Annotated in this window: 19 protein-coding genes; 4 read left to right on the top strand and 15 right to left on the bottom strand. The window is 65.6% G+C overall.

The features are described from left to right. Window positions 1-101: 101 nt before the first annotated feature. Together M2331_RS13790 and M2331_RS13785 are read right to left on the bottom strand one after the other, a co-directional pair. The gene (locus M2331_RS13790) at window positions 102-1,541 is read right to left on the bottom strand and encodes a glutamine synthetase family protein (RefSeq protein WP_181560803.1); all 1,440 of its coding nucleotides are present in this window, start codon (window positions 1,539-1,541) and stop codon (window positions 102-104) included. Then, entirely contained in the window at window positions 1,538-2,866 is a 1,329-nt protein-coding gene (locus tag M2331_RS13785; protein WP_181560802.1) for an aromatic ring-hydroxylating dioxygenase subunit alpha, read from the bottom strand. The genes M2331_RS13790 and M2331_RS13785 overlap by 4 nt, the downstream gene beginning before the upstream one ends. A gap of 191 nt (window positions 2,867-3,057) precedes the next feature. On the opposite strand from M2331_RS13785, the gene M2331_RS13780 reads away from it, so the two are divergent. Continuing rightward, window positions 3,058-3,645, top strand: coding sequence for a TIGR00730 family Rossman fold protein (locus M2331_RS13780; protein ID WP_181560801.1), 588 nt, complete (start codon window positions 3,058-3,060; stop codon window positions 3,643-3,645). Between the two features lie 14 nt (window positions 3,646-3,659). Here M2331_RS13780 and M2331_RS13775 read toward each other — a convergent pair whose 3' ends face one another. From M2331_RS13775 to M2331_RS13720, 12 genes are read right to left on the bottom strand one after another with little or no spacing between them, the layout of a single operon-like run. Then, the gene (locus M2331_RS13775) at window positions 3,660-4,229 is read right to left on the bottom strand and encodes a HupE/UreJ family protein (protein ID WP_220128569.1); all 570 of its coding nucleotides are present in this window, start codon (window positions 4,227-4,229) and stop codon (window positions 3,660-3,662) included. After that, window positions 4,226-4,864, bottom strand: a complete 639-nt coding sequence (gene ureG, locus M2331_RS13770) for an urease accessory protein UreG (RefSeq protein WP_264592455.1) — start codon at window positions 4,862-4,864, stop codon at window positions 4,226-4,228. The genes M2331_RS13775 and ureG overlap by 4 nt, the downstream gene beginning before the upstream one ends. A 5-nt stretch (window positions 4,865-4,869) precedes the next feature. Next, a complete protein-coding gene (locus M2331_RS13765) occupies window positions 4,870-5,622 on the bottom strand; it encodes an urease accessory protein UreF (RefSeq protein ID WP_264592405.1) in 753 nt (250 codons plus the stop codon). Next, window positions 5,558-6,067 carry an urease accessory protein UreE gene (locus M2331_RS13760; protein ID WP_181560800.1) on the bottom strand — a complete coding sequence of 170 codons (510 nt, stop codon included), beginning with the start codon at window positions 6,065-6,067 and terminating at the stop codon, window positions 5,558-5,560. Before M2331_RS13760 ends, M2331_RS13765 begins: the two co-directional genes overlap by 65 nt. A gap of 17 nt (window positions 6,068-6,084) precedes the next feature. After that, entirely contained in the window at window positions 6,085-7,794 is a 1,710-nt protein-coding gene (gene ureC, locus M2331_RS13755; RefSeq protein ID WP_181560799.1) for an urease subunit alpha, read from the bottom strand. Continuing rightward, window positions 7,794-8,102, bottom strand: coding sequence for an urease subunit beta (locus tag M2331_RS13750; RefSeq protein WP_181561538.1), 309 nt, complete (start codon window positions 8,100-8,102; stop codon window positions 7,794-7,796). Before M2331_RS13750 ends, ureC begins: the two co-directional genes overlap by 1 nt. A 31-nt stretch (window positions 8,103-8,133) precedes the next feature. Then, window positions 8,134-8,436 carry an urease subunit gamma gene (locus tag M2331_RS13745; protein WP_181560798.1) on the bottom strand — a complete coding sequence of 101 codons (303 nt, stop codon included), beginning with the start codon at window positions 8,434-8,436 and terminating at the stop codon, window positions 8,134-8,136. Window position 8,437: 1 nt separating this feature from the next. Beyond that, window positions 8,438-9,256 carry an urease accessory protein UreD gene (locus M2331_RS13740; RefSeq protein ID WP_264592404.1) on the bottom strand — a complete coding sequence of 273 codons (819 nt, stop codon included), beginning with the start codon at window positions 9,254-9,256 and terminating at the stop codon, window positions 8,438-8,440. A 2-nt stretch (window positions 9,257-9,258) separates the two neighbouring features. After that, complete coding sequence (locus tag M2331_RS13735) at window positions 9,259-10,716, bottom strand: aldehyde dehydrogenase family protein (protein WP_181560797.1); 1,458 nt, start codon at window positions 10,714-10,716, stop codon at window positions 9,259-9,261. Between the two features lie 4 nt (window positions 10,717-10,720). Next, a complete protein-coding gene (locus M2331_RS13730) occupies window positions 10,721-11,137 on the bottom strand; it encodes a DUF3830 family protein (protein ID WP_181560796.1) in 417 nt (138 codons plus the stop codon). Between the two features lie 17 nt (window positions 11,138-11,154). Then, window positions 11,155-12,351: a cystathionine beta-lyase gene (gene metC / locus M2331_RS13725; RefSeq protein WP_181560795.1), complete on the bottom strand. Its 1,197-nt coding sequence runs from the start codon at window positions 12,349-12,351 to the stop codon at window positions 11,155-11,157. Window positions 12,352-12,368: 17 nt separating this feature from the next. Continuing rightward, a complete protein-coding gene (locus M2331_RS13720; RefSeq protein ID WP_264592403.1) occupies window positions 12,369-13,145 on the bottom strand; it encodes an SDR family NAD(P)-dependent oxidoreductase in 777 nt (258 codons plus the stop codon). Window positions 13,146-13,313: 168 nt separating this feature from the next. Here M2331_RS13720 and M2331_RS13715 point away from each other — a divergent pair, with 168 nt between their 5' ends. From M2331_RS13715 to M2331_RS13705, 3 genes are read left to right on the top strand one after another with little or no spacing between them, the layout of a single operon-like run. Then, the gene (locus tag M2331_RS13715) at window positions 13,314-14,324 is read left to right on the top strand and encodes an isopenicillin N synthase family dioxygenase (protein ID WP_181560793.1); all 1,011 of its coding nucleotides are present in this window, start codon (window positions 13,314-13,316) and stop codon (window positions 14,322-14,324) included. Then, window positions 14,308-16,428, top strand: coding sequence for a hydantoinase/oxoprolinase family protein (locus M2331_RS13710; RefSeq protein WP_181560792.1), 2,121 nt, complete (start codon window positions 14,308-14,310; stop codon window positions 16,426-16,428). Before M2331_RS13715 ends, M2331_RS13710 begins: the two co-directional genes overlap by 17 nt. Next, window positions 16,425-18,083 (top strand): hydantoinase B/oxoprolinase family protein, encoded by a 1,659-nt coding sequence (locus M2331_RS13705; protein ID WP_181560791.1) that lies wholly within the window; start codon window positions 16,425-16,427, stop codon window positions 18,081-18,083. Before M2331_RS13710 ends, M2331_RS13705 begins: the two co-directional genes overlap by 4 nt. Before the next feature lie 24 nt (window positions 18,084-18,107). Here M2331_RS13705 and M2331_RS13700 read toward each other — a convergent pair whose 3' ends face one another. Continuing rightward, a complete protein-coding gene (locus tag M2331_RS13700) occupies window positions 18,108-19,097 on the bottom strand; it encodes a LysR family transcriptional regulator (protein ID WP_181560790.1) in 990 nt (329 codons plus the stop codon). Between the last annotated feature and the right edge of the window lie 47 nt (window positions 19,098-19,144).

The following is a 19,144-nucleotide window of genomic DNA, read 5'->3' as shown; positions in this document are numbered from 1 at the left end:
TCCGTTCATCGTGAGTAGCCGCTGAGCTTATCGAAGCAGCGTACCGAAGGACTGGGCCGTGGGTTGGGGGGATGCCCGTCCTGTCGATCTGCCTTCGTCCCTCAAAACAAATCGAAATATTCGCGATGTTCCCAGTCCGTCACGGTCTGGTTGTAGCGGGCGACTTCGGCGCGTTTGATGAGGAGGAAGTGGTCGACGAAATCATTGCCGAAGGCGGCGCGCAGGAGGGGGTCTGTGTCCAGCCGGTCGAGCGCGGCATCGAGCGTCTGGGGGAGTTTTTCGACCTGCGCAGCATAGGGTGAGTCCACCGGCGGGGGCAGGTCCATGCCGCCCTCGATTCCGGCAAGGCCGGTGACCATCTGAGAGGCGAGGTAGAGATAGGGATTGGCGGCCGGCTCGCCCACGCGGTTCTCGATACGGCGCAGCTTGGCGGCGCCTCTGGCGAGCACGCGCAGCATGGCGCCGCGATTGTCCTCCGCCCAGGCTACGCGGTCGGGCGCGAGGCTGTTGGGCCGGTAGCGCTTGTAGCCGTTGATGGTGGGCGTGGAGAAGGGCGCGGCCCCGGCTGCGCCGGCGAGCAGGCCGGCGAGGAATTGTTGGCCAACGCCGGAAAGGCCATCCGACCCGTCCGAGGGTGCGAAGGCATTCTCGCCGGTGCGGATATTGCGCAGCGACTGGTGGAGGTGCCAGCCGCTCGCCATCGCCTCGGGCAATTGGGGGCGACACATGAAGCTGACATGATAGCCATGGCGCCGGGCGATCTGCTTGGCGGCGCTGCGGAAAAGAATCATGTCGTCCGCCGGGCCAATGCCGGTGCCCGCCTTGAAGACGAACTCGCATTGGCTGGGGCCGAACTCCACTTCCAGCGAATGCAGCGGCAGGCCGAGCGCGAGGCAGTTTTCGCGCAGGATCTCGACGATTGGCTCGACCTGATCGTAACGCTGCTCGGTGAGATACGCATAGCCCTGATGGAGCAATGAGACCTGCGGGGGGCGGCCGGGCTGGCCGGCATCACCCAGCGCGAGCGCCGCGTCTTCCAGCCGGGTGAGGTAGAATTCCACTTCGAGCCCGCTCACATACTCAAAGCCGCGCGCCGCCAGCCGGTCCACCGCCGCGCGGGCGAGCTGGCGGGTGGAGGCGACCACCGGGCGACCATCATGATGATAGAGATCGCACAGCATCCAGCCGGTGCCGGGCGCCCAGGGCAGAACGCGGAAGGTTGCCGGATCGGGCACCATGATGACATCGCCGCCGCCCTGCAGATCGGCATCGCCAATCCCGGCGCCGGCGGCGAAGACCGGCACCACTGTGCGGTGCGAGGTATCCTTGAGCAGCAGCGTCGAGGTGATCGCGCAGCCATCCTCGAAGGCCCCAGCGAGGGAGCCGGCCAGCAACGTCTTGCCGCGAGTGATCCCGTGCATGTCTGCAAAGACGAGGCGGATGGTATTGATCCCGTCGGCTTCAACGCGCCTGAGGACGTCGGAGGCCTGGCGACGGGCTTCGTCGTTCCACAGGCCATGGGTGGCGATGAAGTCGCTCATTCCGCGGAAACAGGAGTCGGCTGGGAGGCCCAGGGTGCGGCATCGCGACGGCGGCGGTCCACCTCACGCCAATAGGCCTCCAAATCCGCTCCGGCGGGCGCGACGCCATCCACGGTGCCCGGATCACGCACCTGCTGCGCTTCCTCCGCTGTCAGATCGAGCAGGGGGCGCTCGCCCTTCTGCAGCTTGCCGATCTCGCGGATGAGCATGGTGCGATAGGCGACGATGCCCTTGTCCGTGGTGCCGAGATGCTCGCGGGTGCGATCCTGGATGCGGCCCATGGACTCCACCGCCCACTGGTCGTGCACGTTGATGTCCTCGCCCATGCCCGTATAGGTGCGGCTGCGCTGCTCCACCACGTCATAGCCATAGTCGTTCTGGCGATTGAGGCGGGGCTTGTAGTCCGGCAGCTCATAAAGCGTGAGCCGCTGCCGGCGCATCTCTTCCTTGTCCACCGCATCGGTGAAGCTGGTGAAGGCGGCGTACCAGTAGCAACTGTGATCATCGATCGGCACATGCCATTGCGTGATCGTCATCGTCTCCGAAAGCGGGATGACGAAGGCCTGCGGAAAGAACAGGTTGGTGATGCGCACATGCGTCTTGCCCTCGGGCAGCGAGCGCAAGGCGGTGAGGCGGAAGCCGATATCCGTCTTGGTAATCGTGATGTCCGGGTTTTCGAACTCGCGCAGCACCTGGATCATGGTGAGGTCGCTGTCTGCCGAGCGGCCGCGGAACTGCTTGCCATAAGCGTCCGCCTCCTCGTCCTCGAAGAAACGGTGGAGGAAGCTGGCATGAGCCGGGTCGACACCGACCTCCAGCGCCTGCAGCCAGTTGCAATCCAGATAGCCTTTGAAGGCAAAGACATGGCTGTCCGGCGCGGCGAAGCAATCCAGGCCGGGGAAGGCCGGCGCATCGCCCTCGCCCAGAAAGCCGAAGATCATACCGGCACGCTCGACCACCGGGTAGCTGCGCTGCTTGACGCGGCTGCACAGGCTGGAGCCGGCCGGCTCGCCGGGGGTCTGGATGCAATTGCCATCGACATCGAACAGCCAGCCATGGAACAGGCAGCGCAGGCCGCCATCTTCCAGCCGCCCGAAGGCGAGATCGGCGCCGCGATGCGGGCAATCGCGATCGAGCAGGCCGAGGCGGCCCTGCTCGTCGCGGAACAGCACCATGTCCTGCCCCAGCACCTTTACGGCCTTGGCGGGCCGCGGCCCTTCCAGCTCCTCCAGCAATGCGATGGGCTGCCAGTAGCGGCGCAGGAGTGCGCCGAGCGGCGTACCCTTGGCGCTCAGGGTGATGAGATCATTTTGTGCTGGTGTCATGCTTGGCTTCCCGTGGGTCGTCTGTGCGGTGCTGGTGCCCTGATCACGTCCGTTTTGCCTCAACCGCTCGCGCGCGCGTGTTGCCGACTGGCGCCCGCTGCGTTGCTGGAATCAGAACCCATCAGCGCTTGCCGTGACGGATTTCGAAACATAGGCTCGCGCATCGACCATTCGAACATGCGAGCACATCAATGAGCCAGCCAAAGCGCGACATCCGTACCGTTGCCGTCTTCTGCGGATCCAATCCGGGCCTTGGCGACACCTATGAACGCGCGGCGGCCGATCTCGGTGCGGCGCTGGCCCGGCGCGGCATCGGCATCGTCTATGGCGGCACGCACAAGGGGCTGATGGGCATCCTGGCCGATGCCGCGCTGGCGGGCGGCGGCCATGTTCACGGCGTGATCAACCAGCGGCTGTTCGATCGGGGGCACCTTCACCCCAAGCTCTCCCTGCACGAGATCGTCGAGACGATGCGGGTGCGCAAGGAGCGGATGCTCAGCGTCGCGGATGCCTGCATCGCCCTGCCCGGCGGCATCGGGACGCTGGAGGAGTTCATGGAGGCCTGGACGCTCAATCAGCTTGGCGAGATCGACAAGCCGGTCGGCCTCTACAATGTCGGCGGCTTCCACGAGCCGTTCATGACCTTTATCGACACGATGATCGGGCAGAAATTCCTCCCGCCTGAGCATCGCAACGGCATCGTCGTCGAAGGCGATCCAGATGCGCTCATCGACGCCCTCATCGCCTTCGAAAAGCCCGACGTGCCGAAGTGGCTCTGATTGCCTGAGCGCGATCAGGCCGCGAGCAGGAACACCGCGAAACCGGCGCCCACCGCACCCATCGCCCGCAAGGCCTGTGCGGGAACGCGGCTTCCGATCACGACGCCCAGCGCGTGCAGCGCCGCTGTCGCCGCGATGAAGCCGAGCGCGAATGTGGCGACGTCACCAGCCGGAGCCTCAAGACCATGCGCCATGCCGTGCACAAAGCCGAAAGCACCCGTCACTGCCGCCGCGACAGCCCATGAGGCCTTCAGTCGAAGGGCCAGCGCCAGACCAAGCAGGAGGATGGAGAGCAGAATGCCGCCTTCGGCAAGGCCGGCTGGTTGGCCGAGCAGCGCATAGCCAAAGCCGATGACCATCGCGCCCACGAAGGCGGCCGGTGCGGCCCATTTCGCACGGCCCGCCAACATGCCGCCCCACAGTCCGACCATGACCATCGCGACGAGGTGATCGGCGCCGGTGAGCGGATGCAGCAGGCCCGAGACCAGCGGACTGGCGACCTCATGGCCGGGATGTGCCTGTGCCGCCGCCGGCAGCATCAGCGCGATCATGGCGACGAGCGCCGTTTTGCAATGTCTGATCATCCGTTCAGCCCTCCATGTTCGATGATAAATGCCTCGATCTCCGCGACGCCCTGGCCCGCCCGCACATTGGCGAAGACGAACGGGCGCTGTCCGCGCATCTTGCGCGCATCCCGGTCCATCACCTCAAGGCTGGCACCGACATGGGGCGCGAGATCGATCTTGTTGATGACGAGCAGGTCCGAGCGGGTGATGCCCGGTCCGCCCTTGCGCGGGATCTTGTCGCCCGCCGACACGTCGATGACGTAGATCGTCAAGTCCGCCAGCTCGGGGCTGAAGGTGGCGGCGAGATTGTCCCCGCCGCTCTCGATCAGCACCAGTTGCAGGCCCGGGAAGCGCTTTTCCAGCGTGTCCACCGCCGCCAGATTCATCGACGCATCCTCGCGGATCGCGGTATGCGGGCAGCCGCCGGTCTCGACGCCAAGAATACGTTCCGGCTCCAGTGAGCCTGCGCGGGTGAGGAACTCGGCATCCTCGCGTGTGTAGATATCGTTGGTGATCGCGGCGATCCGGTAGCGCTCGCGCAGCGATTTACAGAGCGCGTCCATCAGCGCCGTCTTCCCCGAGCCGACCGGCCCGCCAATTCCGACGCGCAGGGCGCCGGTGGTCTGCGCCTGCATGGCGCCATTCTGTTCCATTGTCGTCATGTCCTGAACAGCCTCGTATATTGGGTTTCATGCGCCATGCAGCCGATCTCGGCGACGAGCGTGCAGCCGCGCAGGGCGAGGAAGGGATCGCCGTCGGGCAGAGCGATCACCTCTGCGGCCATTGCGCGGATCGGTCCGCGCAAGGCCAGCAAAGCCTGCTGGCCATCGGTCTGACCGAGCGGCACGAGCCGCTGGGCGGCGGAAACGAGATTGGCGGCGCAGCCATGGAGATAGGCCACAAGACCATGCCGCTCCGATATGCCCTGGCAGCCGAAGAGGCAGCCCGCCGCTACAGGATAGGCGAGCGCGCCATCCGGCACATGCGCGATCAGCGCTGCAAAGGCGGAAGGCTGCGTCGACTGAAGCGCGATGCGGCGAAAGGCCGCACCTTGCGCCGTGGTTTCCAGATGGCGCTCGAAGCCGCTCTGGGCGGCAACCGCCAGTTCGGCCACTTCGGTCAGCCGTGCGACATCACCCGCCAGCGCGGCGCGAAGGGCGTGGAGGAAAAACACCGCCTCGTTGAACAGCGGGCCGTGCTCCAGTAAGTCGCCGATCCACGCCACCGTCTCGTCGCGGCTGGTGACATGCCCGGCCTCCACAGCCCACTCGATGCCGCCGGAATGTGCGAAGGCGCCGATGGGCCAGGCGGGCGACATCCAGCTCAGCAAATCGAAGAGCGCGCCGTCATCCATGGCTGTGATGGTGGTGGTGACGATGAGCGTGATCGTGATCACTATCGTCGTGCGCATGGCCATGCCCATGATCATGCCCGCCCTCATAGGCGCCACCCTCGGGATCGAAGGCCGCCTCGATCGCATGGCAGGTGCCGCCCAGCCCCTCGACCATATGGGCAATCACATGATCCTCACGGATCAACAGCCGTTCGCCATCGAGCTGGGTCCGCAGATGGCGGTTGCCCAGATGCCAGGCGATGCGGACCAGCGCGGGAAGGTCCGGCGCCGTGATGGCGGTGAGTCGCTCGGGCAGCGCCTCGACGGCGACAAGCGTGCCATCGTCCAGCAGCAGCCCATCGCCATGGCGCAGATGCACGACATTGGGCTGATCGAGCAGGATCGCGTGGCCGGCCTGCGTACGATAGACGATGCGGCGGCGACGACGCTGGTCATGATCGAGCAGCACCGTGTCGGTGGCGTCATGGCTGTGGCCCGGCTGGATGGCGGTGATACGGAGCATATTGCGTCCCGACCCTTTCAATAGAGGAAGTAGCGTTGGGCGAGGGGCAACTCGTACGCAGGCTCGCAGGCCAGCAATTCGCCATCCGCCCGTACCTCATAGGTCTCGGGATTGACCTCGATATGCGGCAGGGCATCGTTGAGTTTCATATCGCGCTTGCCGATGCTGCGGGTGGCGCGCACCGCGCTGAGCGTCCGCGAGAGATCGAGGCGTGCCGCAGGATCGGTGTCCAGTGAGGCGGCGCTCACGAAGGTGATGCAGCTTGCGGCCATGGCGCGGCCGTAGCTGCCGAACATCGGCCGGGCATGAACCGGCTGCGGCGTCGGGATCGACGCATTGGCATCGCCCATCATCGCATGGACGATCATGCCGCCCTTGATGACCAACTCTGGCTTGGCGCCGAAGAACGCCGGATGCCACAGCACCAGATCGGCCAGCTTGCCGACCTCGACCGAGCCGACCTCATGCGCGAGGCCCTGCGCCAGCGCAGGGTTGATGGTGTATTTGGCAACATAGCGCTTCACGCGCGCATTGTCGGCCTGCGCATCGTCGCCATCCAGCGGCCCACGTTGGCGCTTCATCTTGTGCGCCGTCTGCCAGGTACGAGTGATGACCTCGCCCACGCGGCCCATTGCCTGACTGTCCGACGAGATGATCGAAAGCGCGCCGAGGTCGTGCAGGATGTCCTCGGCCGCAATCGTCTCCTTGCGAATCCGGCTCTCGGCAAAGGCGAGATCCTCCGGGATCGACGGATCGAGATGATGGCACACCATCAGCATGTCGAGATGCTCGTCGATGGTGTTGACGGTGAAGGGCATGGTCGGGTTCGTTGACGACGGGATCACATGCGCCAGCCCGGCGAGGCGGATAATGTCCGGGGCGTGGCCGCCGCCTGCACCCTCGGTGTGGAAGGCGTGGATCGTGCGCCCGGCGAAGGCGGCGATCGTATCCTCCACGAATCCGCTCTCGTTAAGCGTGTCGGTGTGAATCATCACCTGAATGTCCATCGCATCCGCGACGCTCAGGCAGCAGTCGATGGCCGCAGGCGTGGTGCCCCAGTCCTCATGCAGCTTCAGTGCGCAGGCGCCGGCGCGGATCTGCTCAATGAGGCCATCGGGCTGGCTGGCATTGCCCTTGCCGGCAAAGCCGAGGTTCACCGGCAAGCCCTCGGCGGCCATCAGCATCCGCTCGATATGCCAGGGGCCGGGGGTGCAGGTGGTGGCGTTTGTGCCGGTCGCCGGGCCGGTGCCGCCGCCGATCATGGTGGTGACGCCGCTGGCGATAGCCTCCTCCACCTGCTGCGGGCAGATGAAGTGAATATGGGCATCGACGCCGCCAGCGGTGAGGATCTTGCCCTCACCTGCAATGATCTCCGTGCCAGGGCCGATGACGATATCGACGCCCGGCTGGATGTCCGGATTGCCGGCCTTGCCTATGGCGGCGATGCGCCCATCGCGCAGCGCAATGTCCGCCTTGTAGATGCCGGTCCAGTCCAGCACCACGGCATTGGTGATGACGGTATCGGCCGCCCCGGAAGCGCGGGTGACCTGGCTCTGGCCCATGCCATCGCGGATAACCTTGCCGCCGCCGAACTTTACCTCCTCGCCATAGTCGGTGAGGTCGTGTTCGATGCGGATGACAAGATCGGTATCGGCGAGGCGCAGGCGATCGCCGGTGGTGGGGCCATACATGTCGGCATAGGCCGCGCGGGTCATGCGATATGCCATCAGTCCAGTGCTCCCATCACGTCCTGCCGAAAGCCGATGACCGTGCGCCCGCCGGCCACCGGCACCAGATCGACCTCGCGGCTCTGCCCGGGCTCGAAGCGCACGGCCGTGCCGGAGGGAATATCCAGCCGGTGCCCGCGCGCGGCAGCACGGTCGAAATCGAGCGCCGGATTGGTCTCGGCAAAATGATAATGGCTGCCGACCTGCACCGGCCGGTCGCCGGTGTTGGCGACGGTTAGCCGCAGCACGGGACGACCGGCATTCAGCTCCAATTCGCCATCGGCGGGGAGAAGTTCGCCGGGAATCATCTCGGCCGGCGCGAGGGGGTGGGCCGGGGCGTCAGCGGATCGGGTCATGGACTGTCACCAGTTTCGTGCCATCGGGAAAAGTCGCTTCGATCTGCACATCGGGGATCATCTCGGCGATGCCCGGCATGACCTGCTCGCGGGTGAGCACATGCGCGCCGGCTTCCATGAGATCGGCGACGCTGCGCCCGTCGCGCGCGCCCTCCAGCACGAAGTCGCTGATCAGGGCGATGGCCTCGGGATAATTGAGCTTCACCCCGCGCTCCAGCCGCCGCCGCGCCACCATGGCAGCGACGGAGAGCAGCAGCTTGTCCTTCTCTCTGGGTGTCAATTGCATCTCAGCACCTCCACAGACCGGGCAGATCGGGCCGGCCCCGCAGCAATTTGAGCGATGCCGCCAGACAGCGACGCAGCGCCGGCGGATCCCGAGCGAGCAGTCGGACGGCGAGGATGCCGTTCCACAGGCTCGCGCCGGCCAGCACATCGAGATGATCCTCAAGCATGGCGCGCACCGCATCGAGGCGGGTGACCGCATCGCCGCCAATGGCCAGAAGCACCGCGCTGGCACGGGCGCCGTCGCCCAGCGCCGGGCGACCGAGCTGGGCAGCCGGCGCCTCGCCGAGGGCCAGCACATCGGCATAGATCAACGCGCCCCCGCGACGGACCCGAACGCGATCGAACAACTGGCCGGTTGAAAACTGCTCGCCGCGCGCGAGGCGGCCGAGCACGACGGATTCGCACCAGAGCAAAGCAGCGTCGGCCTCCAACGCGATGTCGGTCATGCGCTCCAGCCGGGCGCCATCGAACAGGATGGTCTCCTGAGGCAGCCATTCGGCATGGGCACGAGCCCCGACATCAAGGCGGGTGGCGACGGTGCAGGCCGGACCAGCACTGCCGTAGACCTTCTCAGCGGCCTGCGTGGTCAGCAACGCTGTGGTTTCGTCGTGCCATTCGAAGCTCTGGCCGATGCTATCGCCGCCGCACAGGCCGCCGGATGTGTTGATGACCACCGCCTCCACCGCCGGGCCGCGCGGCACCCGCACGCGCAGGCAGCCGCCCTCCTGCCGGCGGCGCAACACCGTCGTGCCGGCGCGTTGCTCGAAGCGCAGCGAAAGCGTCCCATGGCTACGAAGGTAGGAGGGGACGGCCTGCAGCACCGTCAGACCGCCGTATCGATCCAGACGGACTTGAGCTGGAAATGCTCCTCGACATGCTGTCGACCATATTCCCGGCCCTGTCCGCTCGCCTTGACGCCCCCGGAGGGCACGGCAGGATCGATGCGGTTATAGCAGTTCACCCACACCGAGCCGGCTTTGAGCGCGCGCGACAGGCGATGCGCACGGCCGACGCTGCTCGTCCACACGCCCGCGCCAAGGCCGAATTGCGTGGCATTGGCGCGGGCGATGACCTCATCCTCGCTGTCGAAGGGGAGTGTGGCAAGGATGGGGCCGAAAATCTCCTCCCGCACCGCGCGCATCTCGTCATGCGCATCGACCAGCACCGTGGGTGGGAAGAAAAAGCCCTGATCATAATCCGCGCCGGAGAGTCGCGCGCCGCCGGACAGGGCTTGCGCGCCCTCGGCCAGCGCATCCTCCATATGCGCAGAAACCCGGCTTAGCTGCCGCGCCGACACGAGCGGGCCGAGATCGGCCTGCGGATCGAGGCCATCGCCGATCTTGAGATCGGCCGCGATGCGCGCCACCTCGGCGGCGAACGCGCGATGCACCGGGCGCTCGACGAACAGCCTTGTGCCGGCGCTGCACACCTGACCGGAATTGGCAAAGGCGGCACCGACTGCGGCCCGCGCTGCGGCTTCGAGATTGGCATCGGCAAAGACGATATTGGGCGACTTGCCGCCCAGCTCCAGCGACAGGCGCTTGAGATTGCCGGCAGAGGCGCGGATGATCTGCTGGCCGGTCTCCACCGATCCGGTGAAGGCGATCTTGTCGACGCCCGGATGGGTGGCGAGGGCGGCGCCGGCCTCCGTGCCGAAGCCCGTGACCACATTGAACACGCCATCCGGAACGCCGGCTTCCAGCGCGAGCTCAGCAAGGCGCAGCGGTGCGAGGCTGGCGTCTTCGGCAGGCTTGAGAACCAGCGTGCAGCCACTCGCCAGCACCGGGCCGAGCTTGAGCACGGAAGCCCAGAGCGGGCCGTTCCAGGGGATGATCGCGCCGCAAACCCCGACCGGCTCCTTGACGGTACAGGCGAACAAGCCGGGATCGGAAGGGGCGTTGGTCGTACCTTCGATTGAACGGGCAATGCCGGCGAAATAGCGCAGCAGATCGACGAGCATCGCCACCGATCCGCGCGTGTGGCGGATGGGAGACCCCATTTCCAGCGTGTCGATCCGCGCGAAATGCTCGGCGTCGCGCTCAAGCAGGTCGGCGAGGCGCATCAATAACGCCTGTCGGTCGGCGGGAGAGAAGCGCGACCATGGCCCCTGCTCGAACGCCGCGCGCGCAGCGGCGACAGCGCGGTCGACATCCTGCGCCGTACCGCGCGCGATATGAGCCAGCAGGCTGCCGTCGGCGGGGTTGATCGTCTCGAACGTCTCGCCGCCGCTCGCTTCCGTCCATTGGCCGTCGATCAGGAGCTTTTCGATGCGCGGCGCCATGCGATCAGCCCCTCACCCGGAAGCTGACGGATTGGGCGCCTTCCCACAAGACGGTGCGGCCGAGTTCGGGCAGATGCTCAAGTCCTTCGATGATCGTGAGGAAATGGATGCCCGCCAGCGGCCCCAGCTTGCTGGCAAAGGCCACGCCGCCATAAGCGAGCAGGATCTCGCATTCGCTGTAGCCGCCGGGGTAGAAGATGAACTGGCCCGGAGCCGGATAGCGCGTCGGGTTTTCCCAGGGCAGATCGTATGTTGCATCGCCAAGCGGAATCCACACGCCCTCACCGCTCCAGCGGACGTGAATCAGCTTTTCGTCATAAGGCAGCATTGCCTTGAAGCGCGCGGCGGTCACGGGCGCCAGCTCTTCTTCCAGCTTGGCGACGAAGCTGAACGGGCCGGCGGTAATGTCGATCAGGGTCATGGGGTGTTCCATCAAAATCAGGCTGCGGCATGAAGCCGGGCGAAGCCGCGCTCGAGATCGGCGATGAGATCGTCGACCGCCTCGAGACCGACATGGATGCGCACAGCCGGGCCAGGCGCGGACCACTCGGTCGCCGAGCGCAGCGTGTTGGGATAGGTCGGCACGACGAGGCTCTCATAGCCGCCCCAGGAGTAGCCGAGCTTGAAGAGATCCATATGGTCCATGAAAGCCGCGAACTGTGCCTCGCTACATGCTTCCAGAACAAAGCCGAACAGACCCGAAGCGCCGTCATAGTCGCGCTTCCAGATCGCATGACCCGGATCATTCGGGAGCGCGGGATGCATCACCCGGTGAACCTCCGGCCGAGCCTGCAGCCATTGCGCGATGGCAAGACCGGAGGCGTGATGCTGCTTCATCCGCAGTGGCAGGGTACGCAGGCCGCGCATCGCCATGTAGATATCGTCCGGCCCGCCGCAATAGCCCGAGGCCGAGGCCGTTTTCTTGACCGGAATGAAGGCCGCTTCGGTCGTCACGGCGATGCCGAGCATCAGATCGGAATGGCCGGAAATATATTTCGTCGCGGCGTTGATCGACACGTCCACGCCATGTTCGAGCGGCCGGAAATTGATCGGCGATCCCCACGTGTTGTCGAAGATCGTCCAGATGCCGCCCGCACGGCATTCTCTGGTAATGGCGGGCACATCCGTCATCTCGAAGGTGAGCGAGCCGGGGCTTTCCATATAGACGACGCGAGTGTTGGGCTGGAAGAGATCGACAATGCCGGCGCCGACGTCGGGACGGTAATAGGTCACCTCGACCCCGAACTTGCGCAGAAAGCTTTCGCAGAAATCGCGTGCCGGGCCGTAGAGGCTGTCCACGATCAGCAGATGATCTCCAGCGGAGAGGAAGGCCGTGAGCGAAGCACAGATAGCGCCGAGGCCGCAACTCGTCGTGATGCCGCGATAGCCGCCTTCCAGCAGGGTGATCGCATCTTCGAACGCGCGCGTGGTCGCGGTGCCTTCGCGTCCGTAGGTAAAGCCCTCGAACGCGCCCGAAGCCCGGTCCCGCCGCGTTTCCAGCAGCGCATCCACGGACTCGAACAGGACCGTGGAGCAGTGGTAGACCGGCGGATTGACGACGCCAAAATTGGCTTCCGGATTGCGCCCGGCGTGCAGTGCCTGCGTGTCGCGATGGAAGCCCTTGAGATCGGCCATGCTCTTTGCTTTCCCCTTTAGATGACGGTGCCGGCATCCACGACGATGTCCTGCCCGGTGATCATGTTGCCTGCCGGCCCGACAAGATGGAAGAGCGCCGCTGCGACATCTTCCTCGGTGACGAGACGGCCCAGCACCGTGGTGGCGAGGAAGCGCTTGAGCGGCGCGTCCTCCGGCTCGCCATTGCGCTGCGCGGATTCACGGAACATGCGCGACAGGCGCTCGCCCTCCACGCCGCCCGGAGAGATGAGGTTGACCCGCACGCCATAAGGCGCGGCATCGAGCGCGGCGGATTTGACGAGGCCGCGCAGGGCCCATTTGGACGCCGAATATATGGCGAAGCCGGCGTTGCCCTTATGGCCATAGGTCCCGCCAATGGCGACCACGCGGCCTTCGCCCCGTTCCACCATGCTGGGCATCACGGCAGCCATGGCATTCATCACGCCCAGCACATTGATATCGAAGCAGGCGCGATAGTCTTCCGGTGTCGCCTCCCACACGGGACGGCGCGGCACGCCCACACCGGCCACGCAGACCAGAAGATCAATGGCGCCAAGTGGTGCGACGGCATCGCGCAAACCGGCTCCGTCGGAGACATCTGCCGCAACGGCCTGTGCATCGATGCCTTCCGCGGCGAGCGCGGCGACGGCCTTCGCGCCGGTGTCAGGATCGCGACCGACCAGAACCAGCGTTGCACCTTGACGCCCCAGCGCCCGTGCCAGCCCAAGGCCGAGGCCACGCGTGCCGCCGGTCACCAGAGCGGTCTTTCCGGTCAGATCGGGGGCAGTCTTCATGTTAGTCATTCGTGGCATCATCCGCAGGGGGACTTCTTTCACATGCCTACCGCAAATCGGCTGCGCGGGAAGTTGATCATTCGGCGACAGGCCCGTACCTAAAAAGCACCGCTAGCCCCATCCGCGTTGTCCTAAACGAGTCACGGACAGCCATTGGAGTGGTCAGATATGAGCCGTAGCGAAAGAAGCGAGGACGATATTGCAGCAGCAGCTGCCGTGTCGCTGGACGAGATTCCCATCGTGGATTTCGCGCCTTTCCTGTCCGGCGACCCGGCCGCTCGCAAGGCTGTCGCCGAAGAAATCGCCTTTGCCTGCGAGAATATCGGCTTCTTCTATCTGACTGGCCATGGGGTCCCGCAGGCGGTGATCGACGCCGTGTTCAAAGCTGCTGCGGATTTCTTCGCCAAGCCCATGGCGGAGCGGGCTGAGGCATTCGCCACACCGGACTGGTATCGCGGCTACATTCCCATGCCCCCGCAGCAACCGCTCTCTCGCAACACCCGCATGTTCGAGCAATATCGGATGCAGCATGAGTGGCCGGCCGATCCGGACGACATGGAGCATGCGCGCATCTTCGATCAAATCAATCGCTGGCCCGCTGACATGCCGGAGTTCCAGGCGGCGGGTGAGGCCTATCTCGATGCCATGGTGACCCTTGGCCGCGAGTTGCTGCGTGCCTTTGCGATCGGTCTGGGTCTTGACGAGCATCGGTTCGATGGCTGGTTCAAGCATCCACCCTCGCAGTTGAGTATGAACTATTATCCGGTGTTGCCGAACGCGGCGGACAGCGACGTGTCCAACATGATTTCGCACACCGACGAAGGGCCGTTCACGATCCTGGCGCAAGGCGAGATCGGCGGCCTGGAGGTCAAGCGGCGCGACGGCGCATGGATTCAGGCGCCGCCGCTGCGTGGCGCGTTCACGATCAATGTGGGCGACATGATGATGTGGTGGTCGAATGGCCGCTTCATCTCCAACTATCACCGCGTGCGCAATCGCACGGATGTAGAGCGCTTTTCTGTGCCCTATTTCGCGAATCCTGATCGCAATGTGACGGTAGCGCCGCTGCCGGAGCTCGTTGGCGCAGACGGCCCCAGCTACGAGCCGGTGCGCGTTGCCGATCATCTCGCCCGTTTCTACAGCCAGCTCTCCAAGAACCCCCATGACGTCTATAACTGAGGCTGCCTCCCCCGCCGCTGCGGGGATCGGCGCGAAGATCGGTGCCGATATCGGCGGAACCTTCACCGATGTCGTTCTGGAGGTTGGCGATCGTCGCCATTCGACCAAGCTGCTGACCACCTATGACGCGCCCGAGCGCGCTCTTCTTGACGGGGTGAGCCTGCTGCTGGACGAGGCCGGCATTGGGCCGGCGGATGTCTCGCTGGTCGTTCACGGCACGACGCTGGCGACCAACGCCCTGATCGAACGACGCGGCGTCAAACTTGCGCTGCTGACTACCGACGGGTTCCGCGACGTGCTGGCGCTCGGCACTGAAAGCCGGTTCGACCAGTATGACATCGGCATGGAGAAGCCCGATCCGCTGGTGCCGCGCAAGTGGCGGCTCGGCGTGGCGGAGCGGATGGATGCATTTGGCAACGTGCTGCTGCCGCTCGATGAAGAAGCCGTACGCTCCGCCGCTGCCCAGTTCTGCGCCGAGGGTGTGGAGAGCGTCGCCGTGGCGTTCCTGCACAGCTATGTGAACCCGGCGCACGAACTGCGCGCGGCGGAAATTCTGCGCGAGGAAATGCCGGGTGTGGCTCTCTCGCTCTCCAGCGAGGTCTCGCCGGAGATGCGCGAATATGAGCGCTTCTCCACCACCACGGCCAATGCCTATGTGCAGCCGCTGGTCGATGCCTATCTACGCCGGCTGCAAACGCGTTTGACGGAGATGGGCTTTGCCTGCCCGCTCTACCTGATGCTGTCTTCCGGCGGCCTGACCACCGTGGACATCGCCGCGCGGTTTCCCGTGCGGCTGGTGGAGAGCGGCCCGGCGGGCGGCGCAATCTTCGCCGCGTCCGTGGCCAGCGAATGCGGTGAGGCCCGCGTGCTGGCACTCGACGTGGGCGGCACGACCGCCAAGATCTGCCTCATCAACGATGGTGCGCCGCAGACATCGCAGGTGTTCGAGGTCGGACGCGCCCACCGCTTCCGCAAGGGAAGCGGCTTGCCGTTGCGCATCCCCGTGGTGGAAATGGTCGAGATCGGTGCCGGCGGTGGATCGATTGCCGCGGTGGATAGCGCCGGGCGCCTGACGGTAGGGCCGCATAGCGCGGGATCGGAGCCCGGCCCGGCCGCTTATGGACGTGGCGGCGAGCGCCCGACCGTGACCGACGCGGATATCACGCTCGGCCGCATCGACCCCAGCCGCTTTGCCGGCGGCAAGGTAACGCTGCACCCCGAAAAATCGAACGCCGCGCTGGCCGGCCTCGGCCTGTGGGATGGCAAGGCGGAGACGCTGGCAGTCGGCGTCAGCGAGATTGTCGATGAGACAATGGCGAGCGCAGCGCGTGTCCACGCCGTCGAGCAGGGCATGACGCTGGACGAGCGCACGCTGATCGCCTTCGGCGGCGCTGCGCCGCTCCATGCGGTGAGCTTTGCCGAAAAGCTCGGCATCGGGCGCGTGATCATCCCGTCGGGCGCCGGCGTCGGATCGGCGGTCGGCTTCCTGCGCGCGCCGGTTTCCTATGAGATTGCCCGCAGCCTCACCATGCGGCTCGATCAGGCCGATCTGACCCGCCTCAATGCTCTGCTGGACGAAATGGCCGCCGAAGCGCGCGGCCTCGTCAGCGCCGGCGCGACCGGAGCGGACCAGAGCGAACGCCGCGTCTGCTTCGCCCGCTATCAGGGACAGGGCTATGAAATCCCGTTCGAGATTCCGGCGCGCCGGCTCGGCGAGGCGGACATCGCCGTCCTCCAAGCTGGCTTCGAGCAGGCTTATCGCGCGCAATATGGCGGCATGGTGCTCGACCTTCCCATCGAAATGCTGACCTGGCGCGTCAATGTGAGCGCGAGCGGCTTCCGCGCGGAAGCATCCGGCACGGCGGTCGCAACCCGCACTGCCACGCCGGTCGGCAGCAGGCGCGTGGTCGATCCCACCACCGGTCAGGCGATGGATTTCGCGCTCTACGCCCGCGAGACGATGCAGCCCGGCGAGCGGTTCTCCGGCCCGGCGCTGGTCGCCGAGCGTGAGACGACCACCGTGGTCTCGCCCCGTTTCGACGGGCAAATGGACGAGCGCGGCTATCTGGTGCTGACGCGCCGCGAGACAGGAGACGCCCGATGAGCGATGCGCTGACCGAACTGCGGATGCAGGTGATCTGGACGCGGCTGATCTCCATTGTCGAAGAGCAGGCCCAGACGCTGATGCGCACAGCCTTCTCGACCACGGTGCGCGATGCCGGCGATCTTTCCGCCGCGCTGTTCGATCTGGACGGACGACTGGTGGCAGAAGCGGTCACGGGCACGCCAGGGCATGTGAACTCCATGGCCGAAGGCGTGCGGCACTTCCTTGCCAAATTCCCGGTCGCGACGATGAAGCAGGGCGACCATTTCATCACCAACGATCCCTGGCTGACGGCGGGACATCTCCACGACGTCACCGTGGTCTCCCCGGCTTTCCATGAGGGGCGGGTCGTCGGGCTGTTCGGCGTGTGCTGCCATCAGGTCGATATCGGCGGCCTCGGTCAGGGGCCGGATGGCCGCTCGATCTACGAGGAAGGCTTGCAGATTCCGCTGATGAAGCTGGCCGATGCCGGGCGCATCAACCAGGATCTCATCGACATTCTCTGCCAGAATGTGCGGATGCCGCTGCAGGTGAAGGGCGACGTGCTCTCCTACATCACTAGCAACGAGGCAGCCGCCCGTCGCCTGAGCGCCATGCTCGGGGAATTCGGCATGGCGGATCTTTCACAGGTCGCGGACTACATCATCGAGCGCTCGCTGGCGGCGACGCGCGCGGAAATCGCCAAGCTGCCGGATGGCCAGTGGTCCAGCACGCTGGTGATCGATGGCTATGATGCGCCGGTGACCATCGTCGGGACGCTCACCATCGATGGCGACACCCTCTCGATGGATTATGAGGGCACGGACGGCTGCCTGCCGCGCGGCATCAACGTCGTGCTGAATTATTGCCGCGCTTACACCGTTTTCGGCCTGCGCTGCGTGATCTCGCCGGAAGTGCCGAACAATTTCGGCGCGCTGGAGCCGTTTGAGGTCACCGCGCCGGAAGGCTCTATCCTCAATGTCCAGCGCCCCTGGCCGGTCGCGGCGCGGCATGTCATCGGGCAGATGCTGCCGGATGTGGTGTTCGGTTGCCTCTCGCAGGCCATCCCCGACCGGGTACCGGCCGAGGGCTCGTCCTGTTTGTGGTCCGTGCAATTGCGCGGTCGGCTGCCGGCGGAAGGCAATGGCCGACAGGGCGATCCATTTGATGCGATCTTCTTCAATTCCGGCGGCTCTGGCGCGCGACCCGGGCAGGATGGCCTCTCTGGCACTGCCTTCCCCAGCGGTGTACGCGCTATGCCGGTCGAGGTGACCGAGAGCGGTGCGCCCATCGTCATCTGGCGCAAGGAATTGCGTACCGATAGCGGCGGGGCCGGCGCGTTGCGCGGCGGCCTGGGGCAGACCGTGGAGGTCGGGATGCGTGATGGCAGCGGCTTCGAAGTACTAGCGATGTTCGAACGGGTCGACCGCCCGGCCAGGGGCCGCGATGGCGGGCATGATGGCGCGGCGGGGACGGTGTCGACCTCCGGCGGCAAAATGATGCGCGCCAAGGGCCTGCAGGCGATACCCGCCGGCGAGCGGCTGGTGCTGCAGATCCCCGGCGGCGCGGGCCTGGGCGACCCAGCCCAGCGCAGGCCGGACAGCGTCCGTGCCGATTTGGATGAAGGCATGATTTCCCACGCGAGCGCGAAGGCGATCTACGGCCAGGGCCTCTAGCACCGACCCGGTCGGCCATGCCGGTCAGGCGTCGAGCGTGAACCCGTGGGCGGCATCGTCGTCGTCCTCATCCATGGACCATTCCGCCGCCCCCGGCAGGGTCGGCAGGGACCGGCACTCATGGAGATCGCGCGCCATCTGCTCGGCAAACTTCGCAGCGACCAATGGCAACGGGCGGCCCTTGAGCTGCCCCAGCACCAGCGGCCCGTAGGTCCGGTCGATGTCGCTGATCCGGCGCACCGCGAACCGGGGATCATGGCGCCAGACATCGGCACCAATGTCGATCTGAAAGGTGATGAGATCGCCGCCGGCAACCAGTTCGCCCAGAAAGTCGAAGCTGTTGGCTTCCACCGCTACATTGAGCTTGGCTGAGCTTGAGAGCAGCCGGTTCTCGACGATTTCGCGCCCGCCAAAGGCCATGTCCGGCATGGCGACGTCATATTCTGCGCATTGCCGCAGACGCAGCACCTCATGCTGGGCGAGCGGATGGTCCGCCGCCATGACGGCGACCAAACCCTGACCGATCGACATGATCGGGTGGAGCTCCGACGAGCGAAGCGGACGGAAGATCAGCACGATATCCATTTCATAATCGATCAACGCGCGCACCGCCGTGCTGTGATCGGTCACGGAGAGCTTGAACTTCACATTGGGATGCTTTTCGCGAAAGCTGACGATGTGACGCAGGACGAAACTGCGGGCGACTGCCTGGCTGCAGGCAATGCGCACCTCGCCCCGCTGCAGACCTTCCAGCTCCTCGATCTGCGAGTAGACGCGCCGCAATTCGGAGGTCTGCATCCGTATCCAGCTGATCAGCACTTCGCCGGCGGCAGTGAGGCGGACGCCAGAGGTATGTCGCTCGAAAATAACGGCGTTCAGGTCATGCTCGACATCCTGAATGCGGCGGAGCAGGGCGGAGGGCGTCACGTTCAACCGCTCGGCCGCCTGACGGACCGAACCCACGCGCGCGACCTCATCGATATACTGCCAGATCCTCTGGTTGCGTAGCGCCATCAGCGACTCCGTTCGATTTTCGGCTACACCATGCCCCTGGTTTAGCA

The sequence above is a fragment of the Sphingobium sp. B10D7B genome, from assembly GCF_025961955.1.
Taxonomy (GTDB): Bacteria; Pseudomonadota; Alphaproteobacteria; order Sphingomonadales; family Sphingomonadaceae; genus Sphingobium.
This window is presented reverse-complemented; position numbering and strand designations above follow the sequence as displayed.